Source organism: Streptomyces sp. NPDC027962, from assembly GCF_055566095.1.
On the sequence record NZ_JBVHTA010000021.1, the window covers coordinates 61,313 to 85,081 of the forward strand.

Here is a 23,769-nt window from a genome sequence, read left to right on the forward strand (position 1 = left end):
GCGGGTGCAGCACAACCCCTCCCCTCCCTTCAACGCCCCCGCCGCGCGCCGACTGCGCGAGGCGTTGGGGATGGCACCCGGACATGTGGCGTACGGGCTGCGGGCCCAGTACGGGCTGCACGTCACGCCGGACACGGTCGCGGCCTGGGAGCGTGGCCTCGCCGTACCCGACTCACGCGAACTGACCGCCCTGGCAGGCGTGTTGTGGTGCTCCCCCGGTGAGCTGCTGTCCGCCGCGACGAGCCTGCGCGAGCACCGGATCGCACGCGGCCTCGCGAGCGACGAGCTCGCCCGCCGGGTGGGAGTCGACTTCTCCGCCTACCAGCGGATGGAGGATTCGGGCAGATGGCGGGGGAACGAGCGGCAGACCGCCGCCCTCGCCGAGGTGCTCGGTCTCTCGCCCCGTGATCTGCTTGCGGCGACCGGCCGGGACGAGGAGCTGGCCGAGCTGCTGCGCGACGCGGTGACCTCGCGCTGGCACGCGTACGTGCGGCCGGTGGGCAAGATGGTTCCCATGCCGCGCCACCAGCTCCAGGACGTGCTCCAGCAACTGCACACCGAGTACCAGTCCCGCATGGTCGCCACGCTCAGCTGGGGCGCCGCGTCGGAGGACACCGGGGGCGCGGGTCGGGAGTTCCTGGAGCGCATCGTGGATCACTTCTGGGAGCTCGCCCGTCGCTGACCGGCATCCCCGGACCGCCGCCGGCCGAACGAGAACAGCAGCCCCGCGCCGTCGTCGATGCAGGCCGCAGCCATATCTCTGCACCTGCCCTCGTGGCCGGCCGCCTGCACACCCGCACGCATCTCGCTGTGGAGCGTGGCCTGCGCCGTCCAACGGCGGGGAAGAACCGAGTGGCCCTGATCGGCCACAGGAGGACGATCAAGGCCACTCGGCCAAGCTTCCGGCCGGCCGGCGGCGAAGTCCGGCCCGGCCGGTCCGGTCAGAAGACGGACTCCGCCTCGAACATCCGGTTCTCCGGGACGGTCTTCAGCCGGGTGACCGCACCGGCCAGCGGCACCATCTCCACGTTCGTCCCGTGCAAGGCGGCCATCATGCCGAACTCCCCCCGGTGCGCAGCCTCCACCGCATGCCACCCGAAGCGCGTCGCGAGCACCCGGTCGTACGCGGTCGGCGTGCCACCGCGCTGCACATGGCCGAGGATGACCGGCTTTGCCTCCTTGCCGAGCCGGCGCTCCAGCTCGGCGGCGAGCCGGTTGCCGATGCCCTGGAAGCGCTCGTGGCCGAACTGGTCGATCTCGCCCTTGGCGTACTCCATGGAACCCTCCGCCGGGTGCGCGCCCTCCGCGACGCAGATGACCGCGAACTTCTTGCCGCGGGCGAAGCGCTCCTCGACCATCTTGACCAGGTCGCCCACCTCGAACGGCCGCTCGGGCAGGCAGATGCCGTGCGCGCCGCCCGCCATCCCGGACTCGAGGGCGATCCAGCCGGCGTGCCGGCCCATCACCTCGACGACCATGACCCGCTGGTGCGACTCCGCGGTGGTCTTGAGGCGGTCGATGGCCTCGGTGGCGACCATGACGGCGGTGTCGAAGCCGAAGGTGCGGTCGGTGGAGGAGATGTCGTTGTCGATGGTCTTGGGGACGCCGACGACGGGCATCCCCGCGTCGGACAGCATCCGGGACGCGGTGAGCGTGCCTTCGCCACCGATCGGGATGAGCGCGTCGAGGCCGTACTGCTTCGCCAACTCCGCCGCGTTCTCGGCCGCTTCGCGCAGCCGGCCGCGCTCCAGGCGCGCCGAGCCGAGAATCGTGCCGCCCCGGGCGAGGATGCCGCTGACCGCGTTGAGGTCGAGCGGGCGGTAGTGGCCGTCGAGGAGGCCCTTGAACCCGTCCTCGAAACCGATGACTTCGTCGCCGTGACCCGTCATGGCACGGTGCACGACCGAGCGGATCACTGCGTTCAGACCCGGGCAGTCGCCGCCTGCGGTGAGAACTCCGATGCGCATCGTGCTGTGTCTCCTGCTCGTCAGCGGAACATGTGAGCTCAGGTCCGATTGTCCCACGGGCCCGGGAGCCGCCGCGCTCCCTGCTGCTCCGCGCCCTGCAACCGCCCTGTTGTACCCCTCTCGCGCCCCCCTCCTGCCCGTCTCGCGCCCCTGCCCTGCCCGGCGGGCGCCTTATCCAGCGGCAGAGGTATTGTCAAGAGGGCTATGCCGCCCACGAGCGGTTTTTCCGCACGCCCCCGGGGCCGGGCAGGCCCTGGCTCCGCCGTCCCGTACGGCGGAGCACTCGGCAGAGCAGTGGTACGCCACGGCATGGACCTCATGGACATGGACGGAGAGCACGCGTGACGCGCAGCGTGTACGTGACCGGGATCGACCGCGGAGACGGACGGCAGGTGGTCGAGCTGGGGGTCATGGAGCTTCTGACCCGCCAGGTGGACCGGGTGGGCGTCTTCCGCCCCCTCGTCCACGACGGCCCCGACCGCCTCTTCGAACTGCTGCGTGCGCGCTACCGGCTCTCCCAGGACCCGGCGACGGTCTACGGCATGGACTACTACGAGGCAGCCGCGCTCCAGGCCGAGAAGGGCACCGACGAGCTGGTCTCGCAGCTGGTGGAGCGGTTTCTGACGGTGGCCAGGGAGTACGAGGTCGTCCTGGTCCTCGGCACGGACTACGCCGCCACCCAGCTCCCCGACGAGTTGGCGCTCAACGCCCGGCTGGCCAACGAGTTCGGCGCCTCCGTGATCGCGGTGGTCGGCGGCAAGGGCCAGAGCCCGGAGGCCGTACGGGCGGAGACGCGCAACGCGTTCCGCGCCTACGAGGGCCTGGGCTGCGACGTCCTCGCCATGGTCGCCAACCGGGTGGCCCCCGCCGAGCGCGCGGGCATAGCCGAGCGGCTCACGGCCCGCCTGCCGGTCCCCTGCTATGTGCTTCCCGACGAGCCCGCGCTCGCCGCGCCCACGGTCGCCCAGATCACGCACGCCCTCGGCGGCACGGTGCTCCTCGGCGACGACTCCGGCCTCGCGCGCGACGCCCTGGACTTCGTCTTGGGCGGCGCGATGCTGCCGAACCTGCTGAACGCGCTGACACCCGGCTGTCTCGTGGTCACGCCGGGCGACCGTGCGGATCTGGTCGTGGGCGCCCTCGCGGCTCACTCGGCCGGCACCCCGCCCATCGCCGGAGTGGTCCTGACGCTGAACGAGCGCCCGAGCGAGGAGGTCCTCACCCTCGCCGCCCGGCTCGCGCCCGGCACGCCGGTGGTCTCCGTCCCGGGCCTCAGCTTCCCCACGGCGGCTGAACTGTTCACCCTCGAAGGGAAGTTGAACGCGTCCACACCGCGCAAGGCGGAGACCGCGCTCGGCGTCTTCGAGCGTCATGTGGACGCCGCCGACTTGCTGGCCCGCCTCGCGGTGGCCCGCAGCGGCCGGGTCACCCCCATGATGTTCGAACACAAGCTGCTGGAGCAGGCCCGCGCCGAGCGCCGCCGCGTGGTGCTGCCCGAAGGCACGGAGGAGCGCGTGCTGCGCGCCGCGGACGTGCTGATCCGCCGGAACGTGTGCGACCTGACGCTCCTCGGCGACACCGAGGTGATCCGCAAGAAGGCCGCCGACCTCGGCATCGACCTGTCGGCCGCACAGCTGATCGACCCGGCGACCTCGGAACTGCGCCAGCGGTTCGCCGAGCGCTACGCGGGACTGCGGGCCCACAAGGGCGTCACGGTCGAGCTGGCGTACGACGTGGTGTCGGACGTGAACTACTTCGGCACCCTGATGGTCGACGAGGGCCTGGCCGACGGCATGGTGTCGGGCTCGGTGCACTCCACCGCGGCCACCATCCGCCCCGCCTTCGAGATCATAAGAGCCAAAGGCGCCGTGCGGAGCACGACCGGCAGGGCGGCGGTGGGAGACGGGAGGGCGAAGCCGGAAGCCGCGATCGTCTCGTCCGTGTTCTTCATGTGCCTGGCCGACCGGGTGCTCGTCTACGGCGACTGCGCGGTCAACCCGGACCCGAACGCCGAGCAACTCGCCGACATCGCCGTCCAGTCGGCGGCGACGGCCGCCCGCTTCGGCGTGGAGCCGCGGATCGCGATGCTGTCGTACTCGACGGGCACGTCCGGGTCGGGCGCGGACGTGGACAAGGTGCGGGAGGCGACCAAGCTGGTCCGCGAGTCCCGTCCGGATCTGCACATCGAGGGTCCGATCCAGTACGACGCGGCGGTCGAGCCGTCGGTGGCGGCCACGAAGCTGCCGGACTCCGAAGTGGCAGGCCGCGCGTCGGTCCTGATCTTCCCGGACCTGAACACCGGCAACAACACGTACAAGGCAGTGCAGCGCTCGGCCGGCGCGGTGGCGGTCGGACCGGTGATGCAGGGTCTGCGCAAGCCCGTCAACGACCTGTCGCGCGGCGCGCTGGTCAGCGACATCGTGAACACGGTCGCCATCACCGCTATCCAGGCCCAGTCCCAGGGTGAGGAGCTCCCCGCATGACCGCCGCCGTTCCCCCCACCCGTGTCCTCGTCCTCAACTCGGGCTCCTCGTCGGTGAAGTACCAGTTGCTCGACATGCGGGACGCCACGCGGCTCGCGGTCGGCCTGGTCGAGCGGATCGGCGAGGTCACGTCGCGCCTGGTGCACACCCCGCTTGGGGGCGGCGGCGCGCAGCAGCGCGAACGCACCGGCCCGATCGCCGACCACGACGCGGCACTGAAGGCGGTCTCCGAGGAACTGGCGCAGGACGGACTCGGGCTGGACTCACCCGAGCTGGCCGCGATCGGCCACCGGGTGGTGCACGGCGGTCTGAAATTCAGCGCCCCGACCGTGATCACCGAGGAGGTGCTCGCGGAGGTGGAGCGGCTCGTACCGGTCGCACCGCTGCACAACCCGGCGAACATCACCGGTATCCGCACGGCCCGGACGCTGCGGCCGGACCTGCCGCAGGTCGCGGTCTTCGACACCGCCTTCCACACCACGATGCCGGAGGCGGCCGCCCGGTACGCCATCGACATCGAGACCGCCGACGCGCACCGTATCCGCCGCTACGGCTTCCACGGCACCTCGCACGCCTACGTCTCGCGGGCCACCGCGGCCCTGCTCGGCAAGGACCCCTCGGAGGTGAACGTCATCGTGCTCCACCTCGGCAACGGCGCGTCCGCCTCCGCGGTGACCGGCGGCCGGTGCGTGGAGACCTCGATGGGGCTGACGCCCTTGGAGGGCCTCGTGATGGGTACGCGTTCCGGTGACATCGACCCGGCGGTGACGTTCCACCTCGAGCGGGTCGCCGGAATGAGCACGGACGAGATCGACGCGCTGCTCAACAAGAAGAGCGGGCTGGTGGGCCTGTGCGGGGACAACGACATGCGGGAGATCCGCCGCCGGATCGACGAAGGCGACGAGCGGGCGCGGCTGGCCTTCGACATTTACGTCCACCGGTTGAAGAAGTACATCGGCGCCTATTACGCGGTGCTCGGCCGGGTCGACGCGGTGGCGTTCACGGCGGGCGTGGGGGAGAACGCGGCACCGGTGCGGGAGGCCGCCATCGCGGGCCTGGAGGAGCTGGGACTGACGGTGGACGCAGACCTCAACGCCGTGCGGTCGGGCGAGGCGCGGCTGATTTCACCGGAGTACGCGCGGGTCGCGGTGGCCGTGGTGCCGACGGACGAGGAGCTTGAGATCGCGCGACAGACCTTCGAGCTGGTGAAGTGAATTGATGAACGCCTGAGCGGACCGGCGCCCATTTGTACATTCCACCAGACGGAATATTCCGCAGAGAAACAAACCGATAGGATCCGCCTTATGCGCCGTTCCAAAATCGTCTGCACACTGGGCCCCGCCGTCGACTCCTATGAGCAGCTGAAAGCGCTCATCGAGGCCGGTATGAACGTGGCCCGCTTCAACTTCAGCCACGGGACCCATGCCGATCACGAGGAGCGGTACCACCGCGTCCGCAAGGCATCGGCCGACACCGGACGCGCCGTGGGCGTGCTCGCCGACCTCCAGGGACCCAAGATCCGCCTGGAGACCTTCGCCGAGGGCCCGGTCGAGCTCGTCCGGGGTGACGAGTTCACCATCACCACCGAAGACGTCCCCGGCGACAAGTCGATCTGCGGGACCACGTACAAGGGCCTGCCCGGCGATGTCTCCAAGGGTGACCAGATCCTGATCAACGACGGCAACGTCGAACTGCGCGTCGTCGAGGTCGACGGCTCGCGGGTCAAGACGATCGTCGTCGAGGGCGGCGTCATCTCCGACCACAAGGGCATCAACCTGCCCGGCGCGGCGGTCAACGTCCCCGCCCTGTCCGAGAAGGACGTCGAGGACCTCCGCTTCGCACTGCGGATGGGCTGCGACATGGTCGCCCTCTCCTTCGTCCGGGACGCGGCCGACGTAAAGGACGTCCACAAGGTGATGGACGAGGAGGGCCGCCGGGTACCCGTCATCGCCAAGGTGGAGAAGCCGCAGGCCGTCGAGAACATGGCGGACGTCGTCGCGGCGTTCGACGCGGTCATGGTGGCGCGCGGCGACCTGGCCGTCGAGTACCCCCTCGAGAGGGTGCCGATGGTGCAGAAACGCCTCATCGAGATGTGCCGCCGCAACGCCAAGCCGGTGATCGTGGCGACCCAGATGATGGAGTCGATGATCACCAACTCCCGCCCCACGCGCGCCGAGGCGTCCGACGTCGCCAACGCGATCCTCGACGGGGCGGACGCGGTCATGCTGTCGGCGGAGTCGTCGGTCGGCGCGTACCCGATCGAGACGGTCAAGACGATGTCGAAGATCGTCGCCGCGGCCGAGGAGGAGCTCCTCTCCAAGGGGCTCCAGCCCCTCGTCCCGGGCAAGAAGCCACGCACCCAGGGCGGCTCTGTCGCCCGCGCGGCCGCCGAGATCGCGGACTTCCTGGGTGGCAAGGCCCTGATCGCCTTCACCCAGTCCGGCGACACGGCCCGCCGCCTCTCCCGCTACCGCGCCGAGCAGCAGATCCTCGCCTTCACCACCGACCCGTCCACCCGCAACCAGCTGACGCTGAGCTGGGGCGTGGAGTCCTTCCTGGTGCCGTTCGTGGGAACGACGGACGCGATGGTCGACCTGGTGGACGCCGAGCTGCTGAAGCTCCAGCGCTACAACGCGGGCGATGTCATGATCATCACGGCCGGCTCCCCTCCGGGGGTCCCGGGTACGACGAACATGGTGCGGGTGCACCACCTGGGCGGGGAGTCGCGCGCCTGACGCGTCGAGCCGTCCGCTGCACGGGCGGCCTGCCGACCCTTCGGGGTCGTCAGGCCGCCCGTTTTCGTTCGATGCCGTCCCGCCGTCCCGGGCCGGTACATCAACTCCTTTACACACTTTGCCGGTTGGAGCGCAAGGAGGGCCAGGAGGTCGATGTCGCGGCCGTCGGGATACCTGAAGGCAGCGGCAAGCCGGCTCTGCCGGCCGTCGGCGAGGCGAGGCGAGGCGAGGCGAGGCGAGGCGAAGTGGAACGACGAGATGGGCGCCACCCGCATCCAACGCCTGGAGCACGCACGCGACTTGATCACACGATCGGGGCGCTACGACACCACACGCACGCGGCTGCTGTGCTTCAGCGCAGCGGGCTTCAACGACAAGGCAGCTGGGCGGTGGGCGCGTCGGGGAGCAAACTCCGCCTCACCCCAGCTCTGTCATGGCCGCCATGTTCCCCTCACTCGCGCACCGGCTCTCCGTTGGCCGCCGCCCGGTGACGACTGTGGGCCGCACCCCCTGAACGGGTGCGGCCCACAGCCTTTTTCGCGGCTCCCGGTGGTCCTGGGTTTCAGGCGTTGCCGCCGGTGAAGTAGTTGTGCAGGCCGGGGACCGTCAGCGTCCCGCCGAACTGGCCGGCCTGGGTGACCTTCACGTTGGTGAAGAAGGCGGCGGAGACGTTCAGCGGCGGCGGGGTCTCCGGGCTGAACGTGACAGGGATGATGCCGAAGAGGTTGCCCTTCAGCTCCTCCGTGTACATCGTCACGGTGCCGTCGGTCATGGTGGAGGTCGAGCCCGCACGCGCCTTGACGTGCCCGGTCGTGCCGTTCGGGCCGACCGTGAGCTGGTGCAGGTCCTTGATGTCCACGCCCTTTTCCACGGTGAACTTCAGGACCTTCTTGATCTTGCCGCTGCCGGTCTTCACCTCGACGATGCCGTGGTAGTCCAGACCTTTCAGCGTGAGCAGTGAGCTCTCGAGGATCCACGGGTCGTCCGGGAGCAACGGGATGCCCGGCTCGAGCTCGGCGGCCGCCAGGGCCTCCGGGTCGGCGGTCGGGCACGGGAAGCGCGGCTTGGCGCCTTCGGGAATGTCCTCGTCCTTGACGGGGTCGAGTCCCTTGACGTCCTCGTCCAGCTCTTCGACCTCGGCACCGGCCTTGGCCGCCGCGTCCTTGATCGCTTCCTTGGTCTTGTCGACGGTCTCGTCGACCGCGTCGGCGGGCTTCTCGGCAGGCTTGTCCGCAGGTGTCTCGGAAGGCTTCTCCGACGGCTCCTCGGCCGGCTCGGTCGCCGTCTCGCTCGGCGACGGCGTCTCTGCGGGCTCGCCCTGGAGCGCGTCGCCGACGCCGTCGACGAAGTCCTTGAGCTTGTCGCCCACGCCCAGCGGGTCCAGCGGGTTCTTCGTCTCGCTCGCCGACGGTTCCGGCGCAGGTGCCTCCGGTGTCTCTCCCGCCGCGGAGGCGGACGGGCTCTCGGCCGGCTTCGGCTCCTGCGCCTCGTCACCGGATCCGGACGTAGCACTCGGCGACGGCTCCGCCGTGTCCGTCGGCGAGGGCGACTCCGACGGCTTCTTCGACTCCGACGCGGACGGAGACGCCGACTCCGACGGCTCGTCCGAGCGGGTCACACACGGACCCGGCGCGAAAGGGATCTCCTTGTCGTCGGCCAGCGCGAGCTTGGGGGTGAGACCCATACCGACGAACACAGCGGTGGGCATCGCGGCCAGGGCTATCGCCTTGCTCGCGGGCAGCTGCATCTTGGCCAGCAGGGACTTCCTCGGGGCGGCGTGCCGCGGCCCTTTTCTCTGCCGCGAGCCGCCGCCGCCCGCGTCCGCGGTCAGCGGTGGTGTCACGTCACCCGGCACTGTTCCTCCCGCCGTTGCCTTCGATGGATGTCTCGTGAGTGTCCGTGCCGTAGCCGTCCCACTGCTCCGGTACGGCCGGGGTGTCGGTCTCCCTGGCGTCGACCGGGCCCGCGGCCGGGGATTCCGTCTCGGCCACCGCGGCTGCCGGAACCCGCTTCGAGGTCTTGGCCGGCACCCAGGAGAGCGCCATCGCGCCGCCGATGAGAGCCAGCAGGAAGCCCATCAGGAAGCCGCCCAGATTGGAGACCGGGATGGAGACCAGTGCCAGCAGAATCGATGCGACACCCGCGAAGACCCTGGCGACTGCCTGGAACCACATCGTGAGGCCGAGTGTGACCAGAAGTACGCCGATGATCAGCGACCCGGCGCCACCGGTCGTCGACATCGAGAGCGTCATCTGGCCGAGCTGGAAGCTCGCGTACGGGAAGTAGGCGATGGGGATTCCGCCGAGCAGAGTGAACAGGCCTGCCCAGAAGGGCCGCTGCCCCCGCCAAATTCGGAAGTTCCGCCGAAGGACGCGGGTGAAGTGCTCGTCCCGGTCCTGTGACACTGCAGACTCGGCGCTCATGGAAAACAGCTCCCTGGAACTGGCGTTGCTGGTGTGAAGAGACGGGCGGGCGAAGCCGTTCGGGTTCACCCGCCCGCCATGACGGCGCTACGTCAGTAACACTCGATGTCGGGGCCGCCGTCGCCCCTCAGGAGCTTCATGCTCAGACCGCTGAGCTTGAAGGAAGCGGCCGTGGTCGCCCAGGCCTTCTGCTCGACGTTGTCCAGCGTGGCCTTGCGGGCCTGCTGGGCGAAGCCGTTCTGGTTGATCCTGTCCAGGTCCTTGACCGCAGGACCCCGACCGGCAAGCCCGGAGGGGCTGCTGCTCGGGTTGTCAGTGTCCTTGGCCGCGACGCCGATCTCGATGTCCTCGAACGTGGCATCGGCCTTCAGGTCGGTGACGTCGAGATACAGGTTCTCGGCTACAACCGGCTTACCCTTTTCCGTGCCGGCCTCGAGGCGCAGGGTGACCTTTCCCAGCAGCGGGACGTCGGTCACCACCGACTGGCACATGTTCTCGATCGTGGCGTTCTTGAACGTCGAGATGGCGACAGGCCGCAGGGCCTTCTCGTCGCCTTCCTTGACCTTTGCGTACCCCATGTCCACGCCGCCGTACTGCGCGAACCCGTTGCCAACAAGGTGACCGGCCTTGACCTTGAACTCCTGGCCCGACACAGCGAAGGACGCAGCGAGCGCCCCCTGTGCCAGACCGACGCCTATCGCGGCCGTCGCGGCCACGCTCGGCACCATGACCAGGGCGAACCGCTTCCATCTGGTTCCACCACGAGCCAGAGACTCCATGACTTTCCTCCTTCTCGGACGTACATCTCCGGTCCGGACCCTCGGGCCCGTCCTGGGATGGGAGAAGTGCTACGTCCTCGGGAAGGAGAGCGCCTGTACTTTCAGGCGCGCTGTGCGTCCGAAAAACACCGGCGATCACCCCCGAGCGACAACCACTGGTCGCGCCTGACTCATCACGCACAACCTGCCGGACAGGCCCTGCCGTTCTGTGGCAGGAACCCCCCTGTCCGCGACCGGCGCCACTGCCGCCGGTCGGCTCGGTGGGGACCCGAAGGCGCGGGCGCGGCTGGAGGCCGGGCTGGTGCGTTTTCGGACCGAGCGTCGCCGATCGTTGTCCATTCCTGGCTGGGACACAAGGGGGTTCGTTACTGGCTAGTAACGGCCCGATAACCAGGTCACGACCGCGTGATGCCGGGCGAGCACACAGGGTGCCACCGGTAGCGTTTCCAGAACGGGAGATAGGCTCCGATAAGGGGACAGAATCAGCGCCTTGCTGTACTCCGAGTAACCCTCACCGCGTTTACCAAGTTTTGGTAAAGACCGTCAGCATTTTGTCACTGTGTCGCCAAAACGGCGGTGACGCCTCATCAGCGCCACCGCCGTAATCCGCCAGAAGGAGACTTTCAGGACACCCTTGTCAGAATCACTGTCAATGCGGCGTCCATGAGGCGCCGTCAAGGGCTCAGCGAAGTCCCGTCAAGGGCTCAGAACAGGACTCGCGCCAGCGCCTGCCGCGCCGCCGTCACCCGCGGGTCGTCCGGACCGACCACCTCGAAGAGCTCCAGCAGCCGCACCCGGGCGGCGTCCCGCTCGTCGCCCGCCGCCCGCCGCACCGTCTCGACGAGCCGGCCGAACGCGTCCTCGACATGGCCGCCCACCAGGTCCAGGTCGGCGGCGGCCATCTGCGCGGTGGCGTCGACAGGGTTCCCGGCCGCCGCCTGGCGGACCTTCTGCTGATCCATGCCCTGCACACGGCGAAGCAGTTCGGCCTGCGCGAGGCCGAGCTTCGCCTCTGTGTTGCCCGGGTCGTCGGAGAGGACGTTCCGGTACGCCTGGACGGCCCCGGCGAAGTCGCCCGCGTCCAGGGCCTGGACGGCGGCTTCGAGAAGAGCGTCGTACGGGCCGGCCGGCACGGGCTGCGGCTCTGCGGCGTCACCCGACGCATCGGGGTCGACCGCGATGCCGGTCAGGCCGAAGCGCTCCTCGGCCACCTGCACGAGCTGGTCCAGCGTCTGACGGATCTGGGCCTCGGGGGCCGCTCCCTGGAAGAGGGGCAGCGCCTGGCCGGCCACCACCGCGAAGACCGCGGGGATGCCCTGGATCCCGAACTGTTGCATCAGCATCTGGTTGGCGTCGACGTCGACCTTGGCGAGGACGAAACGGCCGTTGTACTCGGTGGCGAGGCGCTCCAGCAGCGGGCCGAGCTGCTTGCACGGCTCGCACCACTCGGCCCAGAAGTCGATGACGACCGGGACCTCGGTGGAGCGCTGGAGGACGTCACGCTCGAAGTTCGCCTCGTCGGTGTCGATCACCAGGGCGGCGGGGGACACGGCACCGCCACCACCCTGACGGGCGGATTCGGCCCTCGCCTGCTCCGCCTTCACCTTGGCCTCGTTGGCCGCCTTCACCGCGGCGAGGTCGACGACGCCGCTCATGGACATGTTCCTAGGCTGCATGCGTACATCCTCCCCCTTCCGCGCGCCCATGTGAAAAAGTCGGCGCCGGGTCCCCACCTCGGCGCCTTGTGGCTGTCGCGACGAGCCCGGCCATGGCTTTCGCTACAGGTCGTAGCGTATCTGTGCAGGGCCGGTGGCGTGAGGGGTTCTGCGGTGAGCTGCCTCACAGCCGCTTTTCTACTTACTGGCGGGTATGGTCGCGTCCATGTCCAGCAGCACCCACCCCGAAGCCCTGTGTTCGGGACGTACCGGACGCACGGGACGGCCCCGCAGCGTCGAGGCCGATGCCGCCATCCTGGAGGCGACCCGCGCCTCCCTCGTGGAGCTGGGCTGGTCCAGGCTGACGATGGGGGACGTGGCCACGCGCGCGGGGGTCGCCAAAACCACGCTGTACCGGCGCTGGGCGAGCAAGAACGAACTGGTCGTCGACGCCGTCGCCGTCCTCTTCGACGCACTGGAACTCCCCGATCGCGGCAGCCTCGTCGCCGATGTGGAGGGCGTGGTCCTGCAGTTCGCCGAGCTGCTGCAGCTCCCGGAGACCAAGACCGCGCTGATGGGCGTCGTCGCGGAGTCCACCCGGGACGAGGCGCTGCGGGACCGGATCCGTTCAGCCATCGTCGACCGGCAGAAGCGCCTGGTCATCGAGGGCCGGGAACGCGCTCAGGCCCGCGGCGAGCTGCCGTACGAGGACGACCCCGACGCGGCGGCCCGCAACACGGACCTGATCTTCGATGTGGTCGCGGGCGCCGTGGTCCACCGTGCGCTGGTGAGCGCCGAGCCGGTGGACGCCGAGTGGGCGCGCCGCTTCACGGTTCTGCTGGTGTCGGGGCTCGGCTCCCTGTCCACCTGACCGTCAGTGGCTCAGAAGCCGGGCGGCTCCGTGTAGATGCCCCACTCGTCGCGCAGGGCGTCGCAGATCTCGCCCAGGGTGGCCTCCGCCCGTACGGCGTCGAGCATCGGGCCGATCATGTTGGAGCCGTCCCGCGCGGCGGCGAGCATCTTGTTCAGCGAGGACCGTACGAGCGCGTCGTCACGGCCGGCCTTGCGGTCGGCCAGCACGCGCACCTGCTCGCGCTCGACCTCGTGGCTGACCCGCAGGATCTCCAGATCGCCGGTGACCGAGCCGGTCGCGACGTTGACGCCGACGACCTTCTTGTCGCCCTTCTCCAGGGACTGCTGGTAGCGGAAGGCCGATTCGGCGATCTCGCCGGTGAACCAGCCGTCCTCGATGCCGCGCAGGATGCCCGAGGTGATCGGGCCGATGGAGTGCCGGCCGTCCGGGTGGGCGCGGCGGCCGCGCTCCCTGATCTGTTCGAAGATCTTCTCGGCGTCGGCCTCGATGCGGTCGGTGAGCTGCTCGACGTACCACGAACCGCCCAGCGGATCGGCGACGCCTGCGACGCCGGTCTCCTCCATCAGCACCTGCTGCGTGCGCAGGGCGATCTCGGCGGCCTGCTCGCTCGGCAGGGCGAGGGTCTCGTCGAGGGCGTTGGTGTGCAGGGAGTTGGTGCCGCCGAGGACTGCCGACAGCGCCTCGACCGCTGTGCGCACGACGTTGTTGTACGGCTGCTGGGCGGTGAGCGAGACGCCGGCGGTCTGGGTGTGGAAGCGCAGCCACTGGGCCTTGTCGGTCTTCGCCCCGTACACCTCCTTCATCCAGCGGGCCCAGATCCGGCGCGCGGCGCGGAACTTGGCGATCTCCTCGAAGAAGTCGAGGTGCGCGTCGAAGAAGAAGGACAGCCTGGACGCGAAGGTGTCGACGTCGAGGCCGCGGGACAGCCCCAGCTCGACGTAGCCGAAGCCGTCGGCGAGGGTGTACGCGAGCTCCTGCGCGGCCGTCGCGCCCGCCTCACGGATGTGGTAGCCGGAGACCGACAGCGGCTTGTACGCGGGGATGCCGGCGGCGCAGTGCTCCATCAGGTCGCCGATCAGACGCAGATGCGGCTCGGGCTGGAAGAGCCACTCCTTCTGCGCGATGTACTCCTTGAAGATGTCGGTCTGCAGCGTGCCGTTGAGCACGGCCGGGTCGACCCCTTGGCGCTCGGCGGCGACCAGGTACATGCAGAAGACCGGCACGGCCGGGCCGGAGATCGTCATCGAGGTCGTCACGTCGCCGAGGGGGATGTCCTTGAACAGGACCTCCATGTCGGCGGCGGAGTCGATGGCGACACCGCAGTGGCCGACCTCGCCGAGCGAGCGGGGGTCGTCGGAGTCGCGGCCCATGAGGGTCGGCATGTCGAAGGCGACGGAGAGTCCTCCGCCGCCGGCGGCCAGGATCATCTTGTAGCGCTCGTTGGTCTGCTCGGCGTTGCCGAAGCCGGCGAACTGGCGGATGGTCCAGGTGCGGCCCCGGTAGCCCGTCGGGTGCAGCCCGCGGGTGAAGGGGTACTCCCCGGGCCATCCGATGCGCTCGAAGCCCTCGTAGTGGTCTCCGGGCCGTGGGCCGTAGACCGGCTCGACGGGGTCGCCCGAGAGCGTGGTGAAGTCTGCGTCCCGCTTGCGGGCCTTGTCGTACCGGGCCTGCCAGCGTCGGCGGCCTTCCTCGATCGCGTCAGCGTCCATACACTCGAATTTACTAGGACGTCCTAGTAAATGTCGATGGCAAAGCGCCGCGAGCCGGATCCGCGACGCTTTCGTGTCCTACGCGCTGCCGTGACCTGTGCGCGTCCTACGCGTGGGGCCGTCGCGCTTTCGCGTTCTACGCGTCGGCCGTCGCCGGGGCCGCGCCGTCCGTGATCAGCGCCCGCGCCTCGCGCGTGACCTTCGGCTCGACGAAGAACGAGGCGAACGGGATGCAGCCGGCGGCCAGCACCCACAGCAGCCTGCCGAACGGCCACTTCGCCTTGGAGCCCAGATCGAACGCGAAGACGACGTAGATGATGAAGAGCACACCGTGGATCTGCGAGATCAGCATGGTGTCGCCGGTGTCGAAGCCGTACTTGGCGACGATCGCCGCGGTGAAGACGAGCAGCCAGACAGCGGTGACGTACGCCATCACCCGGTAACGGACGAGCACATTCGCTTTCATGGCGTCGAGCGTAACCGGGCGCAAGGGGCGATCTTCCTGCGGGTCGGGTGACCTACTTCTCCTCGAAATCCGCCGCCGCGACCCGCAGCGGACGCAGCATCGCGAAAATCTCCGCGCACTCCTCCGCGTCGTACGCACCGAGGCCGAAGTCCATCGCCATCAGGTCGCGGGTGGCCGCCTCCACGACCTCCCGGCCCTTCTCCGTGATGGAGGCCAGCGTGCCACGGCCGTCGTTCGGGTTGGGGCGCTTGGCGACGAGACCGGACTTCACCAGCCGGTCCACGGTGTTCGTCACCGAGGTCGGGTGCACCATCAGCCGCTCGCCGATCTTGGACATCGGCAGCTCGCCCGCCTTGGAGAAGGTCAGCAGGACCAGCGCCTCGTAGCGGGCGAAGGTCAGTCCGTACGGCTTGACGACGGCGTCGACCTCGGCGAGCAGGATCTGGTGCGCGCGCATGATCGAGGTGATCGCTGCCATCGAGGGCACGGGTCCCCATCGCTGCTGCCAGAGTTCGTCGGCGCGGGCGATGGGGTCGAAGGGAAGGCTGAGCGGCTTCGGCACGGCACCGACCTTACCGACTGGTCACATGCTGGTCAGCCCTGTCTCGCACTTCGGTCGTTCAACCGTTCGGCCCAGCCCGGCGGGCCCTGTCCGCTGTGCCAGGATTGACCGGCTCCGTTCTTCGACCACCGCCCGAGGGGGCACCTTGCGTATGTCCGGCCGCAGATCCCCTGCCGGACGCACCGCCGTCGGATTCCGGGTCAGACGCACCGCCGAGAGGTTCCCGGTCAGGCTCGCCGCAGTCGCCCTGGCGGCCCTGTGCGCCGCCTGCTGTGTCCCGTCACCGGGGCCGCCCGCAGGCCCCTCGGCGCATAGGGAGGCGGCGCCGGGCGAGGCCCCGCCCGTCCCCGGCCGGGCAGAAGCCGGGTCGGCGGGGAGTGGGACGGCCGGCGCGAGGGTTCCGCACCGGCTCCCCCCACACCCCACAGCGGTGCGGCCGCGTGGTGACGACCCGGTGCCCGATATCCGGCGCGCCGTGGCGGGCGCGCGGAAGGCCGGCCGGACCGCGGTGTTCGTCGCGGACAACCTCCCGCGGCGTGGCTGCGGCGCCCCCGCGGCCGGCAGCGCGAAGGACGCGAATGCCTACCGCCACTGGATCGCCCGCTTCGGGGAAGCCCTGCGCGACGCACGCGCGCTCGTCGTGCTGGAGCCGGACGCCGTACCGCAGATCGCGGACGGCTGCATTCCCGCGCGGCATCACGACGAGCGCTACCGGCTGCTCTCCGAAGCCGTCGACGTGCTGAAGAGCCGGACGAACACCATGGTCTACGTGGGCGCGGGCGCCCCGGGCCGGATCGAGCAGCCGCAGCAGCTGGTCGAGCCGCTGCGGCGGGCCGGGGTCGACCGGGCGGACGGCTTCGCGCTGGACGTCTTCGACTTCGAGGTCGACGAGGCCGACCGGACCTTCGGCACGCACCTGTCCGAACTGCTCGACGGCGCGCACGCCCTGGCGCGGGGCAGGCAGGAACGGCGGGGCACGCAGGGGTGAACGACGGCCCCGATCGGGTCCGTGTCGTTCAGCCCGCGAGGTGGCGTTCGACCGTGTCGACCTTCGAGGTGAGGCCGTCCGTGACAGCGGGCCTGATATCCGCCTTGAGGACGAGCGACACGCGCGGGGCGCGGGCCTCCACGGCGGCGACGGCGCGCCTGACCACGTCCATCACTTCCTCCCAGTCGCCCTCGACCGACGTGAACATCGCGTCGGTGCGGTTCGGGAGTCCGGATTCGCGTACGACACGGACCGCGTCGGCGACGTACTCGCCCACGTCCTCGCCGACACCGAGGGGCGTGACGGAGAAGGCGACGATCACGCGTCCACCACGTTCTCGCCGCGGGCGCGGGAGGCGATGACGGCGTCGTCGGCCTCGCGCTTGAGCTTGCGCTCGGCGAAGAAGCCACCGAAGGGGAGGACCGAGAGGACGAAGTACAGGGCCGCGGTCTTCAGGTCCCACCTGGTGCGGTTCCAGGCGTCCAGCCAGAAGAGCACGTACAGGACGAAGAGCAGACCGTGGATCGCACCCATGACCGGGACCGCGTTGAAGTCCGTGGTGCGCTTGAGCACCGAGCAGACGAGCAGCACGAGGAACGAGACTGCCTCCGGCGCGGAGACGAGGCGGAGGCGGTGCAGGGAGGAGGCGGTCTTGATGTCCACGGGTCACCTTCGGTGGTGAGGGGATGGGCAGGGGGCACGGATCTTGTGAACACATGCACAAGCTCGCGAACCATTGTGGCAGGCCACTTTGCGAACTCTTTGTCAGGGTCCGGATCATCCCCGAGGACGCTGTTCGGGGTCGGAATCACCGGATAACGTCTGCCCGTGGCAACGTTCCGGCTCCAGGGGAGCAAAGTGCTCGCGGTCGACATGACCGGCGACGCCGTCAGAGCGAAGAACGGGTCGATGGTCGCTTACGACGGCCAGATGGCCTTCAAGAAGATGTCCGGCGGCGGTGAGGGCATCCGCGGGATGGTCACCCGCCGGCTCACCGGCGAGCAGATGACCATGATGGAGGTGAAGGGGCAGGGCACCTGCTACTTCGCGGACCGTGCGAGCGAGATCAACCTCGTGCAGTTGCACGGCGACAAGCTCTACGTCGAGTCGAGCAACCTGCTGTGCACCGACGGCGGGCTGCGCACCGGCACGACCTTCACCGGGCTGCGCGGGGGCGCGACGGGCAACGGTCTGTTCACGACCACCGTCGAGGGCACCGGCCAGGCGGCGATCATGTCGGATGGGACGGCGGTGGTGCTGCGGGTGACGCCCCAGTACCCGCTGTCCGTCGACCCCGGCGCGTACATCGCCCACCAGGGCAACCTGCGGCAGGACTTCCAGTCCGGGGTGACGTTCCGCACCTTCCTGGGCGAGGGCGGCGGCGAGGCCTTCCAGATCCGCTTCGAGGGCGACGGGCTGGTCTACGTGCAGCCGAGCGAGCGCAACACCGTAGGAGGGGATGTCTGATGCCTTTCCGCGAGATCAACTCCAAGATGGTCGAGGCGACCGTGATGCCCGGCCAGAAGATGTTCAGCCAGCGTGGCGCGATGCTCGCGTACAAGGGCCAGGTCAGCTTCACGCCGAACATCACCGGCGGCCAGGGCGGGCTGGCGTCGATGATCGGCCGCCGCGTGGCGAACGAGGCGGCGCCGCTGATGACCGTCGAGGGGAACGGCACGGTGATGTTCGGCCACGGCGGCCACCACATCCAGGTCATCCAGCTCACCGGCGACACCCTCCACGTCGAGGCCGACCGGCTGCTGGCCTTCGACGGGACCCTGCAGCAGGGCACGATGTTCATGGGCTCCCAGGGCGGGGTCATGGGCATGGTGCGCGGTCAGGTAACGGGCCAGGGCCTGTTCACCACGACCCTCAAGGGACACGGCGCGGTCGCGGTGATGGCGCACGGCGGGGTGATCGAGCTGCCGATCACCCCCTCCCGGCCGGTCCATGTGGACCCCCAGGCGTATGTCGCCCACCACGGCGACGTACGCAACAAGCTCTCCACGGCGCTCGGCTGGCGCGACATGGTGGGGCGCGGCTCCGGCGAGGCGTTCCAGCTGGAGCTCAGCGGCAGCGGTGCGGTGTACGTCCAGGCGTCGGAGGAGAAACTGTGAGCACGCCCGCATGGGGTATCCCCGGGGCCGCTGGGCCCCTGGGGAGTTTCGACCCGACGACGCTGCCCAGCGACGACAACGTCAACGCGTACACCTTCTGCGTGGAGCTCAAGGGCTCCCAGTGGTTCCTGCAGAAGGGCAAGATGATCGCCTACTACGGGCGCATCGACTTCAACGGAATCGGCCACGGCCGCCTCGACCGGCTGATGCGGACCTCGTTCCATTCGCCGCTGCACGCGAGCGACTGGGTGGTGGCGGAGGGCAGCGGCAAGATGCTGCTCGCGGACCGCGCCTTCGACGTGAACTCCTTCGACCTCGACGAGGGGAACCTCACGATCCGGGCCGGCAATCTGCTGGCATACCAGCCCACACTGGCGCTCAAGCAGTCGATCGTGCCGGGCTTTCTGACCCTGATCGGAACGGGCAAGTTCGTCGCCGCGTCGAACGGTCCCGTGGTCTTCATGGAGCCCCCGATCCGGGTGGATCCCCAGGCCCTGGTGGGCTGGGCGGACTGCCCCTCGCCCTGCCACCACTACGACCACGGCTATATGACGGGCGTCATGGGCGGGATGCGGTCGCTGACCGGGATCGGCGGGGCGTCGGGCGAGGAGCACCAGTTCGAGTTCGTCGGCGCGGGCACGGTGCTGCTGCAGTCGACCGAGGCGCTGATGCCGGAACAGGCGACCGGACTGGCCGGTGCGGAGCCGGGCGTTCCGGGCGGGCACGGGTCGGCCGGCGCCGCCGGCCAGCACGGATCCTCACCGCGCCTTCCCGGCCAGCTAGGGGACCTCCAGCGTCGCTTCGGGCTGTGAGCGGTAGTCTGCGGAGTGTGACGTCGAACGTCTGCGCCCCTGTGCACCCCCTGGTGCGCGGGTGCCAGGCGTCACACCCCCCGACTTCGTCCGCTTTTCAACTTCTTAGGTAGAATCCATATATGGAGACCGAGACGGCCACTCGCTGGCTGACCGATGACGAGCAGTGCACATGGCGCACGCATCTGGAAGTCAACAAGCTGCTGATGCACCAGCTCGAGAAGGACCTCCAGCCGTTCGGCCTGACCAACAACGACTACGAGATCCTGGTCAACCTCTCCGAGTCCGCGGACCGGCGGATGCGGATGAGCGACCTCGCCACTGCCACGCTGCAGTCCAAGAGCCGCCTCTCGCACCAGGTCACCCGCATGGAGAGCGCCGGGCTCGTCCGGCGGGAGAACTGCGAGTCCGACCGGCGTGGACTGTACGCCGTGCTGACCGACGAGGGCGTAGCCACCATGCAGAAGGTGGCGCCGCACCACGTCGCCTCCGTCCGCAAGCACTTCATCGACCTGCTGACCCCGGACGCGCTCGCCGATCTGCGGGAGTCGCTGACGCCCGTCGCGGAGCACCTGCGCGGTCGCCGCGGCAAGCTCTGAGTCCGCGCCGGACGTCCGGATACGGCCCCCTGTCACACGACGGTGACGGGGGCGTACGACCGCGCACCGCGACCTGCGGCCCCTGCCGGAGCGGGCCCTCAAGACCCTTCCCGCGGCGCCTGGGGCAGGGTGAGCTCGAACAGCGCCCCGCCGTACGCCGAGCGGGCCAGCGTGAGAGTGCCGCCGTGACGGCGCGCCACATCGCGGGCGATGGCCACGGCCGGGCCGGCGCACTCGTCACGGCTGCGGGGCGTCATCGAGCCGTACGAACCGTTCGAAGATGCGCCCACGCGCCTGCTCCGGCACACCCGACCCGTCGTCCGCGACGGCCGGCACGATCCGGTAGGCCTCCGGCCACACGGAGGCGGTGACCGAAGTGGCCGCGTGCCGCTGGGCGTTGTCGGGCAGATTGCCCACCACCCGGGCCAACCGGCCTCGCGACCCGACCACTTCAAGGCCCTCCGCCGCCGTCACCTCGACCGGGAGCCGGTCGCCCGCACGCTGGGCCACCTCCTCGCGGAGCAGGACTGCCGGGTCCACACGGTGCGCACCCGGCCGCTCCCCCGCGTCCAGACGGGCCGGCAGCAGCAGGCCGGCGGCCACCTGCTGAAGCCGTACGGTGTCCTCCACCGCCCCGGCACGTCCAGCAACTCCGGGTGGGCCGCCCCGGCCCCCGCTACGACTCCGGGTGAGCCCCCCGGCCCCCGCTACGACTCCGTCAGCCCCGTCACCAGTTCGTCCGCCGCCCGGTACGGGTCCAGCTCGCCCGCCACGATGCGTTCCGCCAGCGAGCCCAGGCGGCGGTCGCCGTGGAGGTCCGCGATGCGCTCGCGCAGGGCCGTGACCGCGATCGTCTCGACCTCCGTCGCCGCCCGGCGCACCCGGCGTTCGGCAAGCACGCCGTGCTCCTCCATCCACGCCCGGTGCTTCTCGAGCGCCTCGACGACCTCGTCGACGCCCTCGCCGCGCGCCGCGACCGTCTTGACGATCGGCGGGCGCCAGTCGCCCGGACCGCGGGACTCGCCGAGGCCCAGCATGTGGTTGAGCTCTCGGGCCGTGGCGTCGGCCCCGTCCCTGTCGGCCTTGTTCACGACGTACACGTCGCCGATCTCGAGGATGCCCGCCTTCGCCGCCTGGATGCCGTCGCCCATGCCGGGCGCGAGGAGCACCACGGACGTGTCGGCCTGGGAGGCGATCTCCACCTCCGACTGGCCGACGCCCACGGTCTCGACCAGGACCACGTCGCAGCCGGCCGCGTCCAGGACGCGGATCGCCTGCGGCGCGGCCCAGGCCAGGCCGCCGAGGTGGCCGCGGGTGGCCATGGAGCGGATGTAGACGCCGGGGTCGGAGGCGTGCTCCGACATGCGGACCCGGTCTCCGAGCAGCGCCCCGCCCGAGAAGGGCGAGGACGGGTCGACGGCCAGGACGCCGACCCGCTTGCCGGCCTTGCGGTAGGCGGAGACGAGCGCGGAGGTGGAGGTGGACTTGCCGACGCCCGGCGACCCGGTCAGGCCGACGACGTACGCGCCGCCGGTCAGCGGGGCGAGCGCCGCCATGACCTCCCGGAGCTGCGGGGACGCCCCCTCGACGAGTGAGATCAGCCGGGCCACGGCCCGTGGCTTGCCCTCACGTGCCTGGGCGACCAGTTGGGGGACGTCCACCATCGTGCTGCTCCGATTCTCTTCAGGACTACTTGCCCGGGACGCGGACGATCAATGCGTCGCCCTGACCGCCGCCGCCGCACAGCGCCGCCGCGCCCACGCCGCCGCCGCGGCGCTTGAGCTCCAGCGCCAGGTGCAGCACGACGCGCGCGCCGGACATACCGATCGGGTGGCCGAGCGCGATCGCGCCGCCGTTCACGTTCACCTTTTCCGGGGTAACGCCGAGGTCCTTCATTGACTGGTGGGCGACCGCCGCGAACGCCTCGTTGATCTCGATGAGGTCGAGGTCCTCGACGCCGAGGCCCTCCTTCTTCAGGGCGTGCTGTACGGCGTTGGACGGCTGCGACTGCAGCGAGTTGTCCGGTCCGGCCACATTGCCGTGGGCGCCGATCTCGGCGATCCACTCGAGGCCCAGCTCCTCGGCCTTGGCCTTGCTCATCACGACCACGGCGGCGGCGCCGTCCGAGATCTGCGAGGAGGTGCCGGCGGTGATCGTGCCGTCCTTGGAGAACGCGGGACGCAGCTTGCCGAGCGACTCGACGGTCGTCTCGGCCCGGATGCCCTCGTCCTTCGAGAAGAGGATCGGGTCGCCCTTGCGCTGCGGGATCTCGACGGGCGTGATCTCCGCCTCGAAGAGGCCGTTCTTCTGCGCGGCCGCGGCCCGCTGGTGGGACAGCGCGGCGATCTCGTCCTGGACGTCGCGCGGGATGCCGAGACGGGTGTTGTGCCTCTCCGTCGACTCGCCCATGGCGACGTTCTCGAAGGAGTCGGTCAGGCCGTCGTGCGCCATGGCGTCGAGCATCTCGACGGCGCCGTACTTGTAGCCCTCGCGCGACTTCGGCAGCAGGTGCGGCGCGTTGGTCATGGACTCCTGGCCGCCGGCGACGACGATGTCGAACTCGCCGGCGCGGATCAGCTGGTCGGCGAGCGCGATGGCGTCGAGGCCGGACAGGCAGACCTTGTTGATGGTGAGCGCGGGGACGTTCATCGGGATGCCGCCCTTGACCGCGGCCTGGCGCGCCGGGATCTGCCCCGCCCCGGCCTGGAGCACCTGGCCCATGATCACGTACTGCACCTGATCGCCGCCGATCCCGGCCCGGTCGAGCGCGGCCTTGATGGCGAAGCCGCCGAGGTCGGCGCCGGAGAAGGACTTGAGCGAGCCGAGCAGGCGGCCCATGGGCGTGCGAGCGCCCGCGACGATCACGGAGGTGTTACCGGTCGTTCCTGACATGAGGACGATCCCCTTTCAGCCGCAGCTGAGGAGTGAACGAGGGTTTACTCAAATGTACTGAGCGGTACGGCTCCGGGTCACCGGCCGACCGGTGTGATCGCGCGCACGTTGCGTAACCACCCTTCAGGCGCTGCACTGGTCGAATGCTGACGCGAATCGACCACATCGGGATCGCCTGCTTCGACCTCGACAAGACTGTCGAGTTCTACCGGGCCACGTACGGCTTCGAGGTGTTCCACTCCGAGGTCAACGAGGAGCAGGGAGTACGGGAAGCCATGCTCAAGATCAATGAGACGTCCGACGGCGGCGCCTCCTACCTCCAGCTCCTGGAGCCCACCCGCGAGGACTCCGCGGTGGGAAAGTGGCTGGCCAAGAACGGTGAGGGCGTCCACCACATCGCCTTCGGCACCGCCGACGTGGACGCGGACGCGCAGGACATCCGCGGCAAGGGCGTCCGCGTCCTGTACGACGAACCGCGTATCGGTTCGATGGGCTCCCGCATCACCTTCCTCCACCCCAAGGACTGCCACGGCGTACTCACCGAACTCGTCACCTCTGCAACGGACCACTGACCCGAGGATTCCCGGCCCGGTAGAGTGGGCCGTTCCGGGCCGGGGCCGGGTCGGGGCCGTGCCGCGTCTCCGTCGTTGATCTGTCACCATTCCCCGGGGGGCCGTTCGCCGGCGAACGGTGCTCGTTTGGAGACAG

At 69.8% G+C, this 23,769-nt stretch carries 23 protein-coding genes and 1 pseudogene; 11 read left to right on the top strand and 13 right to left on the bottom strand.

Annotated features, from left to right (window positions below; translation table 11 throughout):
- The first annotated feature begins 70 nt into the window (after positions 1–70).
- Positions 71–682 (top strand): helix-turn-helix domain-containing protein, encoded by a 612-nt coding sequence (locus ACZ4SA_RS20605; RefSeq protein WP_468276609.1) that lies wholly within the window; start codon positions 71–73, stop codon positions 680–682.
- A 259-nt stretch (positions 683–941) separates the two neighbouring features.
- On the opposite strand, the gene ACZ4SA_RS20610 is transcribed toward ACZ4SA_RS20605, so the two are convergent.
- Entirely contained in the window at positions 942–1,967 is a 1,026-nt protein-coding gene (locus tag ACZ4SA_RS20610; protein WP_468276451.1) for an ATP-dependent 6-phosphofructokinase, read from the bottom strand.
- Between the two features lie 341 nt (positions 1,968–2,308).
- Between ACZ4SA_RS20610 and pta the strand changes: the two genes are divergently transcribed.
- The 3 genes from pta (at position 2,309) to pyk (ending at position 7,185) form a co-directional block, all read left to right on the top strand.
- Positions 2,309–4,450 carry a phosphate acetyltransferase gene (gene pta, locus ACZ4SA_RS20615; protein ID WP_468276454.1) on the top strand — a complete coding sequence of 714 codons (2,142 nt, stop codon included), beginning with the start codon at positions 2,309–2,311 and terminating at the stop codon, positions 4,448–4,450.
- Positions 4,447–5,664 (top strand): acetate kinase, encoded by a 1,218-nt coding sequence (locus tag ACZ4SA_RS20620; RefSeq protein WP_468276457.1) that lies wholly within the window; start codon positions 4,447–4,449, stop codon positions 5,662–5,664. The genes pta and ACZ4SA_RS20620 overlap by 4 nt, the downstream gene beginning before the upstream one ends.
- Before the next feature lie 90 nt (positions 5,665–5,754).
- Positions 5,755–7,185: a pyruvate kinase gene (gene pyk, locus ACZ4SA_RS20625; protein ID WP_468276459.1), complete on the top strand. Its 1,431-nt coding sequence runs from the start codon at positions 5,755–5,757 to the stop codon at positions 7,183–7,185.
- Between the two features lie 562 nt (positions 7,186–7,747).
- Here the strand turns inward: pyk and ACZ4SA_RS20630 are convergent.
- The 4 genes from ACZ4SA_RS20630 to ACZ4SA_RS20645 all read right to left on the bottom strand — a co-directional run bounded on the left by ACZ4SA_RS20630 (position 7,748) and on the right by ACZ4SA_RS20645 (position 12,063).
- Positions 7,748–9,040, bottom strand: a complete 1,293-nt coding sequence (locus ACZ4SA_RS20630; protein WP_468276461.1) for a hypothetical protein — start codon at positions 9,038–9,040, stop codon at positions 7,748–7,750.
- Positions 9,030–9,608 carry a DUF6114 domain-containing protein gene (locus tag ACZ4SA_RS20635; protein ID WP_468276464.1) on the bottom strand — a complete coding sequence of 193 codons (579 nt, stop codon included), beginning with the start codon at positions 9,606–9,608 and terminating at the stop codon, positions 9,030–9,032. Before ACZ4SA_RS20635 ends, ACZ4SA_RS20630 begins: the two co-directional genes overlap by 11 nt.
- A 92-nt stretch (positions 9,609–9,700) precedes the next feature.
- The gene (locus ACZ4SA_RS20640; RefSeq protein WP_468276466.1) at positions 9,701–10,387 is read right to left on the bottom strand and encodes a DUF6230 family protein; all 687 of its coding nucleotides are present in this window, start codon (positions 10,385–10,387) and stop codon (positions 9,701–9,703) included.
- A gap of 704 nt (positions 10,388–11,091) precedes the next feature.
- A complete protein-coding gene (locus ACZ4SA_RS20645) occupies positions 11,092–12,063 on the bottom strand; it encodes a tetratricopeptide repeat protein (protein ID WP_468276469.1) in 972 nt (323 codons plus the stop codon).
- A 193-nt stretch (positions 12,064–12,256) separates the two neighbouring features.
- On the opposite strand from ACZ4SA_RS20645, the gene ACZ4SA_RS20650 reads away from it, so the two are divergent.
- Positions 12,257–12,913: a TetR/AcrR family transcriptional regulator gene (locus ACZ4SA_RS20650; protein ID WP_468276472.1), complete on the top strand. Its 657-nt coding sequence runs from the start codon at positions 12,257–12,259 to the stop codon at positions 12,911–12,913.
- A gap of 11 nt (positions 12,914–12,924) precedes the next feature.
- Here ACZ4SA_RS20650 and ACZ4SA_RS20655 read toward each other — a convergent pair whose 3' ends face one another.
- From ACZ4SA_RS20655 to ACZ4SA_RS20665, 3 genes are all read right to left on the bottom strand, one after another.
- Positions 12,925–14,625, bottom strand: coding sequence for an acyl-CoA mutase large subunit family protein (locus tag ACZ4SA_RS20655; RefSeq protein WP_468276475.1), 1,701 nt, complete (start codon positions 14,623–14,625; stop codon positions 12,925–12,927).
- A 136-nt stretch (positions 14,626–14,761) separates the two neighbouring features.
- Complete coding sequence (locus ACZ4SA_RS20660) at positions 14,762–15,091, bottom strand: DUF3817 domain-containing protein (protein ID WP_468276477.1); 330 nt, start codon at positions 15,089–15,091, stop codon at positions 14,762–14,764.
- Positions 15,092–15,143: 52 nt separating this feature from the next.
- Positions 15,144–15,653, bottom strand: a complete 510-nt coding sequence (locus tag ACZ4SA_RS20665) for a MarR family winged helix-turn-helix transcriptional regulator (protein WP_468276480.1) — start codon at positions 15,651–15,653, stop codon at positions 15,144–15,146.
- 454 nt (positions 15,654–16,107) lie between these two features.
- On the opposite strand from ACZ4SA_RS20665, the gene ACZ4SA_RS20670 reads away from it, so the two are divergent.
- Complete coding sequence (locus ACZ4SA_RS20670; protein WP_468276484.1) at positions 16,108–16,641, top strand: glycoside hydrolase family 6 protein; 534 nt, start codon at positions 16,108–16,110, stop codon at positions 16,639–16,641.
- Between the two features lie 28 nt (positions 16,642–16,669).
- Here ACZ4SA_RS20670 and ACZ4SA_RS20675 read toward each other — a convergent pair whose 3' ends face one another.
- Together ACZ4SA_RS20675 and ACZ4SA_RS20680 are read right to left on the bottom strand one after the other, a co-directional pair.
- Entirely contained in the window at positions 16,670–16,963 is a 294-nt protein-coding gene (locus ACZ4SA_RS20675) for an MTH1187 family thiamine-binding protein (protein ID WP_468276487.1), read from the bottom strand.
- A complete protein-coding gene (locus ACZ4SA_RS20680; RefSeq protein ID WP_468276489.1) occupies positions 16,960–17,304 on the bottom strand; it encodes a DUF3817 domain-containing protein in 345 nt (114 codons plus the stop codon). The genes ACZ4SA_RS20675 and ACZ4SA_RS20680 overlap by 4 nt, the downstream gene beginning before the upstream one ends.
- Before the next feature lie 165 nt (positions 17,305–17,469).
- Here ACZ4SA_RS20680 and ACZ4SA_RS20685 point away from each other — a divergent pair, with 165 nt between their 5' ends.
- The 4 genes from ACZ4SA_RS20685 to ACZ4SA_RS20700 all read left to right on the top strand — a co-directional run bounded on the left by ACZ4SA_RS20685 (position 17,470) and on the right by ACZ4SA_RS20700 (position 20,169).
- The gene (locus ACZ4SA_RS20685) at positions 17,470–18,108 is read left to right on the top strand and encodes an AIM24 family protein (RefSeq protein ID WP_468276492.1); all 639 of its coding nucleotides are present in this window, start codon (positions 17,470–17,472) and stop codon (positions 18,106–18,108) included.
- Positions 18,108–18,758, top strand: coding sequence for an AIM24 family protein (locus tag ACZ4SA_RS20690; protein ID WP_468276495.1), 651 nt, complete (start codon positions 18,108–18,110; stop codon positions 18,756–18,758). Before ACZ4SA_RS20685 ends, ACZ4SA_RS20690 begins: the two co-directional genes overlap by 1 nt.
- Positions 18,755–19,570: an AIM24 family protein gene (locus tag ACZ4SA_RS20695; RefSeq protein WP_468276497.1), complete on the top strand. Its 816-nt coding sequence runs from the start codon at positions 18,755–18,757 to the stop codon at positions 19,568–19,570. The genes ACZ4SA_RS20690 and ACZ4SA_RS20695 overlap by 4 nt, the downstream gene beginning before the upstream one ends.
- A gap of 122 nt (positions 19,571–19,692) precedes the next feature.
- Positions 19,693–20,169 carry a MarR family winged helix-turn-helix transcriptional regulator gene (locus ACZ4SA_RS20700; RefSeq protein WP_468276500.1) on the top strand — a complete coding sequence of 159 codons (477 nt, stop codon included), beginning with the start codon at positions 19,693–19,695 and terminating at the stop codon, positions 20,167–20,169.
- A 98-nt stretch (positions 20,170–20,267) separates the two neighbouring features.
- Here the strand turns inward: ACZ4SA_RS20700 and ACZ4SA_RS20705 are convergent.
- The 3 genes and pseudogenes from ACZ4SA_RS20705 to ACZ4SA_RS20715 all read right to left on the bottom strand — a co-directional run.
- Positions 20,268–20,876: pseudogene (locus ACZ4SA_RS20705) on the bottom strand (ATP-binding protein); the annotation flags it as partial.
- Positions 20,877–21,833, bottom strand: a complete 957-nt coding sequence (gene meaB, locus ACZ4SA_RS20710; RefSeq protein ID WP_356630740.1) for a methylmalonyl Co-A mutase-associated GTPase MeaB — start codon at positions 21,831–21,833, stop codon at positions 20,877–20,879.
- A gap of 25 nt (positions 21,834–21,858) precedes the next feature.
- Complete coding sequence (locus tag ACZ4SA_RS20715; RefSeq protein ID WP_468276503.1) at positions 21,859–23,061, bottom strand: acetyl-CoA C-acetyltransferase; 1,203 nt, start codon at positions 23,059–23,061, stop codon at positions 21,859–21,861.
- Positions 23,062–23,204: 143 nt separating this feature from the next.
- Between ACZ4SA_RS20715 and mce the strand changes: the two genes are divergently transcribed.
- Positions 23,205–23,633: a methylmalonyl-CoA epimerase gene (gene mce / locus ACZ4SA_RS20720; protein ID WP_468276506.1), complete on the top strand. Its 429-nt coding sequence runs from the start codon at positions 23,205–23,207 to the stop codon at positions 23,631–23,633.
- Positions 23,634–23,769 lie beyond the last annotated feature (136 nt).

Excerpts from the sequence above, each read along its gene's own strand:
- ACZ4SA_RS20605 (WP_468276609.1), top strand. The coding sequence starts at position 71 with ATGGCACCCGGACATGTGGCGTACGGGCTGCGGGCCCAGTACGGGCTG.
- ACZ4SA_RS20610 (WP_468276451.1), bottom strand. The coding sequence starts at position 1,967 with ATGCGCATCGGAGTTCTCACCGCAGGCGGCGACTGCCCGGGTCTGAAC.
- ACZ4SA_RS20620 (WP_468276457.1), top strand. The coding sequence starts at position 4,447 with ATGACCGCCGCCGTTCCCCCCACCCGTGTCCTCGTCCTCAACTCGGGC.
- pyk (WP_468276459.1), top strand. The coding sequence starts at position 5,755 with ATGCGCCGTTCCAAAATCGTCTGCACACTGGGCCCCGCCGTCGACTCC.
- ACZ4SA_RS20635 (WP_468276464.1), bottom strand. The coding sequence starts at position 9,608 with ATGAGCGCCGAGTCTGCAGTGTCACAGGACCGGGACGAGCACTTCACC.
- ACZ4SA_RS20640 (WP_468276466.1), bottom strand. The coding sequence starts at position 10,387 with ATGGAGTCTCTGGCTCGTGGTGGAACCAGATGGAAGCGGTTCGCCCTG.
- ACZ4SA_RS20645 (WP_468276469.1), bottom strand. The coding sequence starts at position 12,063 with ATGCAGCCTAGGAACATGTCCATGAGCGGCGTCGTCGACCTCGCCGCG.
- ACZ4SA_RS20650 (WP_468276472.1), top strand. The coding sequence starts at position 12,257 with ATGGTCGCGTCCATGTCCAGCAGCACCCACCCCGAAGCCCTGTGTTCG.
- ACZ4SA_RS20655 (WP_468276475.1), bottom strand. The coding sequence starts at position 14,625 with ATGGACGCTGACGCGATCGAGGAAGGCCGCCGACGCTGGCAGGCCCGG.
- ACZ4SA_RS20660 (WP_468276477.1), bottom strand. The coding sequence starts at position 15,091 with ATGAAAGCGAATGTGCTCGTCCGTTACCGGGTGATGGCGTACGTCACC.
- ACZ4SA_RS20690 (WP_468276495.1), top strand. The coding sequence starts at position 18,108 with ATGCCTTTCCGCGAGATCAACTCCAAGATGGTCGAGGCGACCGTGATG.
- ACZ4SA_RS20700 (WP_468276500.1), top strand. The coding sequence starts at position 19,693 with ATGGAGACCGAGACGGCCACTCGCTGGCTGACCGATGACGAGCAGTGC.
- meaB (WP_356630740.1), bottom strand. The coding sequence starts at position 21,833 with ATGGTGGACGTCCCCCAACTGGTCGCCCAGGCACGTGAGGGCAAGCCA.
- ACZ4SA_RS20715 (WP_468276503.1), bottom strand. The coding sequence starts at position 23,061 with ATGTCAGGAACGACCGGTAACACCTCCGTGATCGTCGCGGGCGCTCGC.
- mce (WP_468276506.1), top strand. The coding sequence starts at position 23,205 with ATGCTGACGCGAATCGACCACATCGGGATCGCCTGCTTCGACCTCGAC.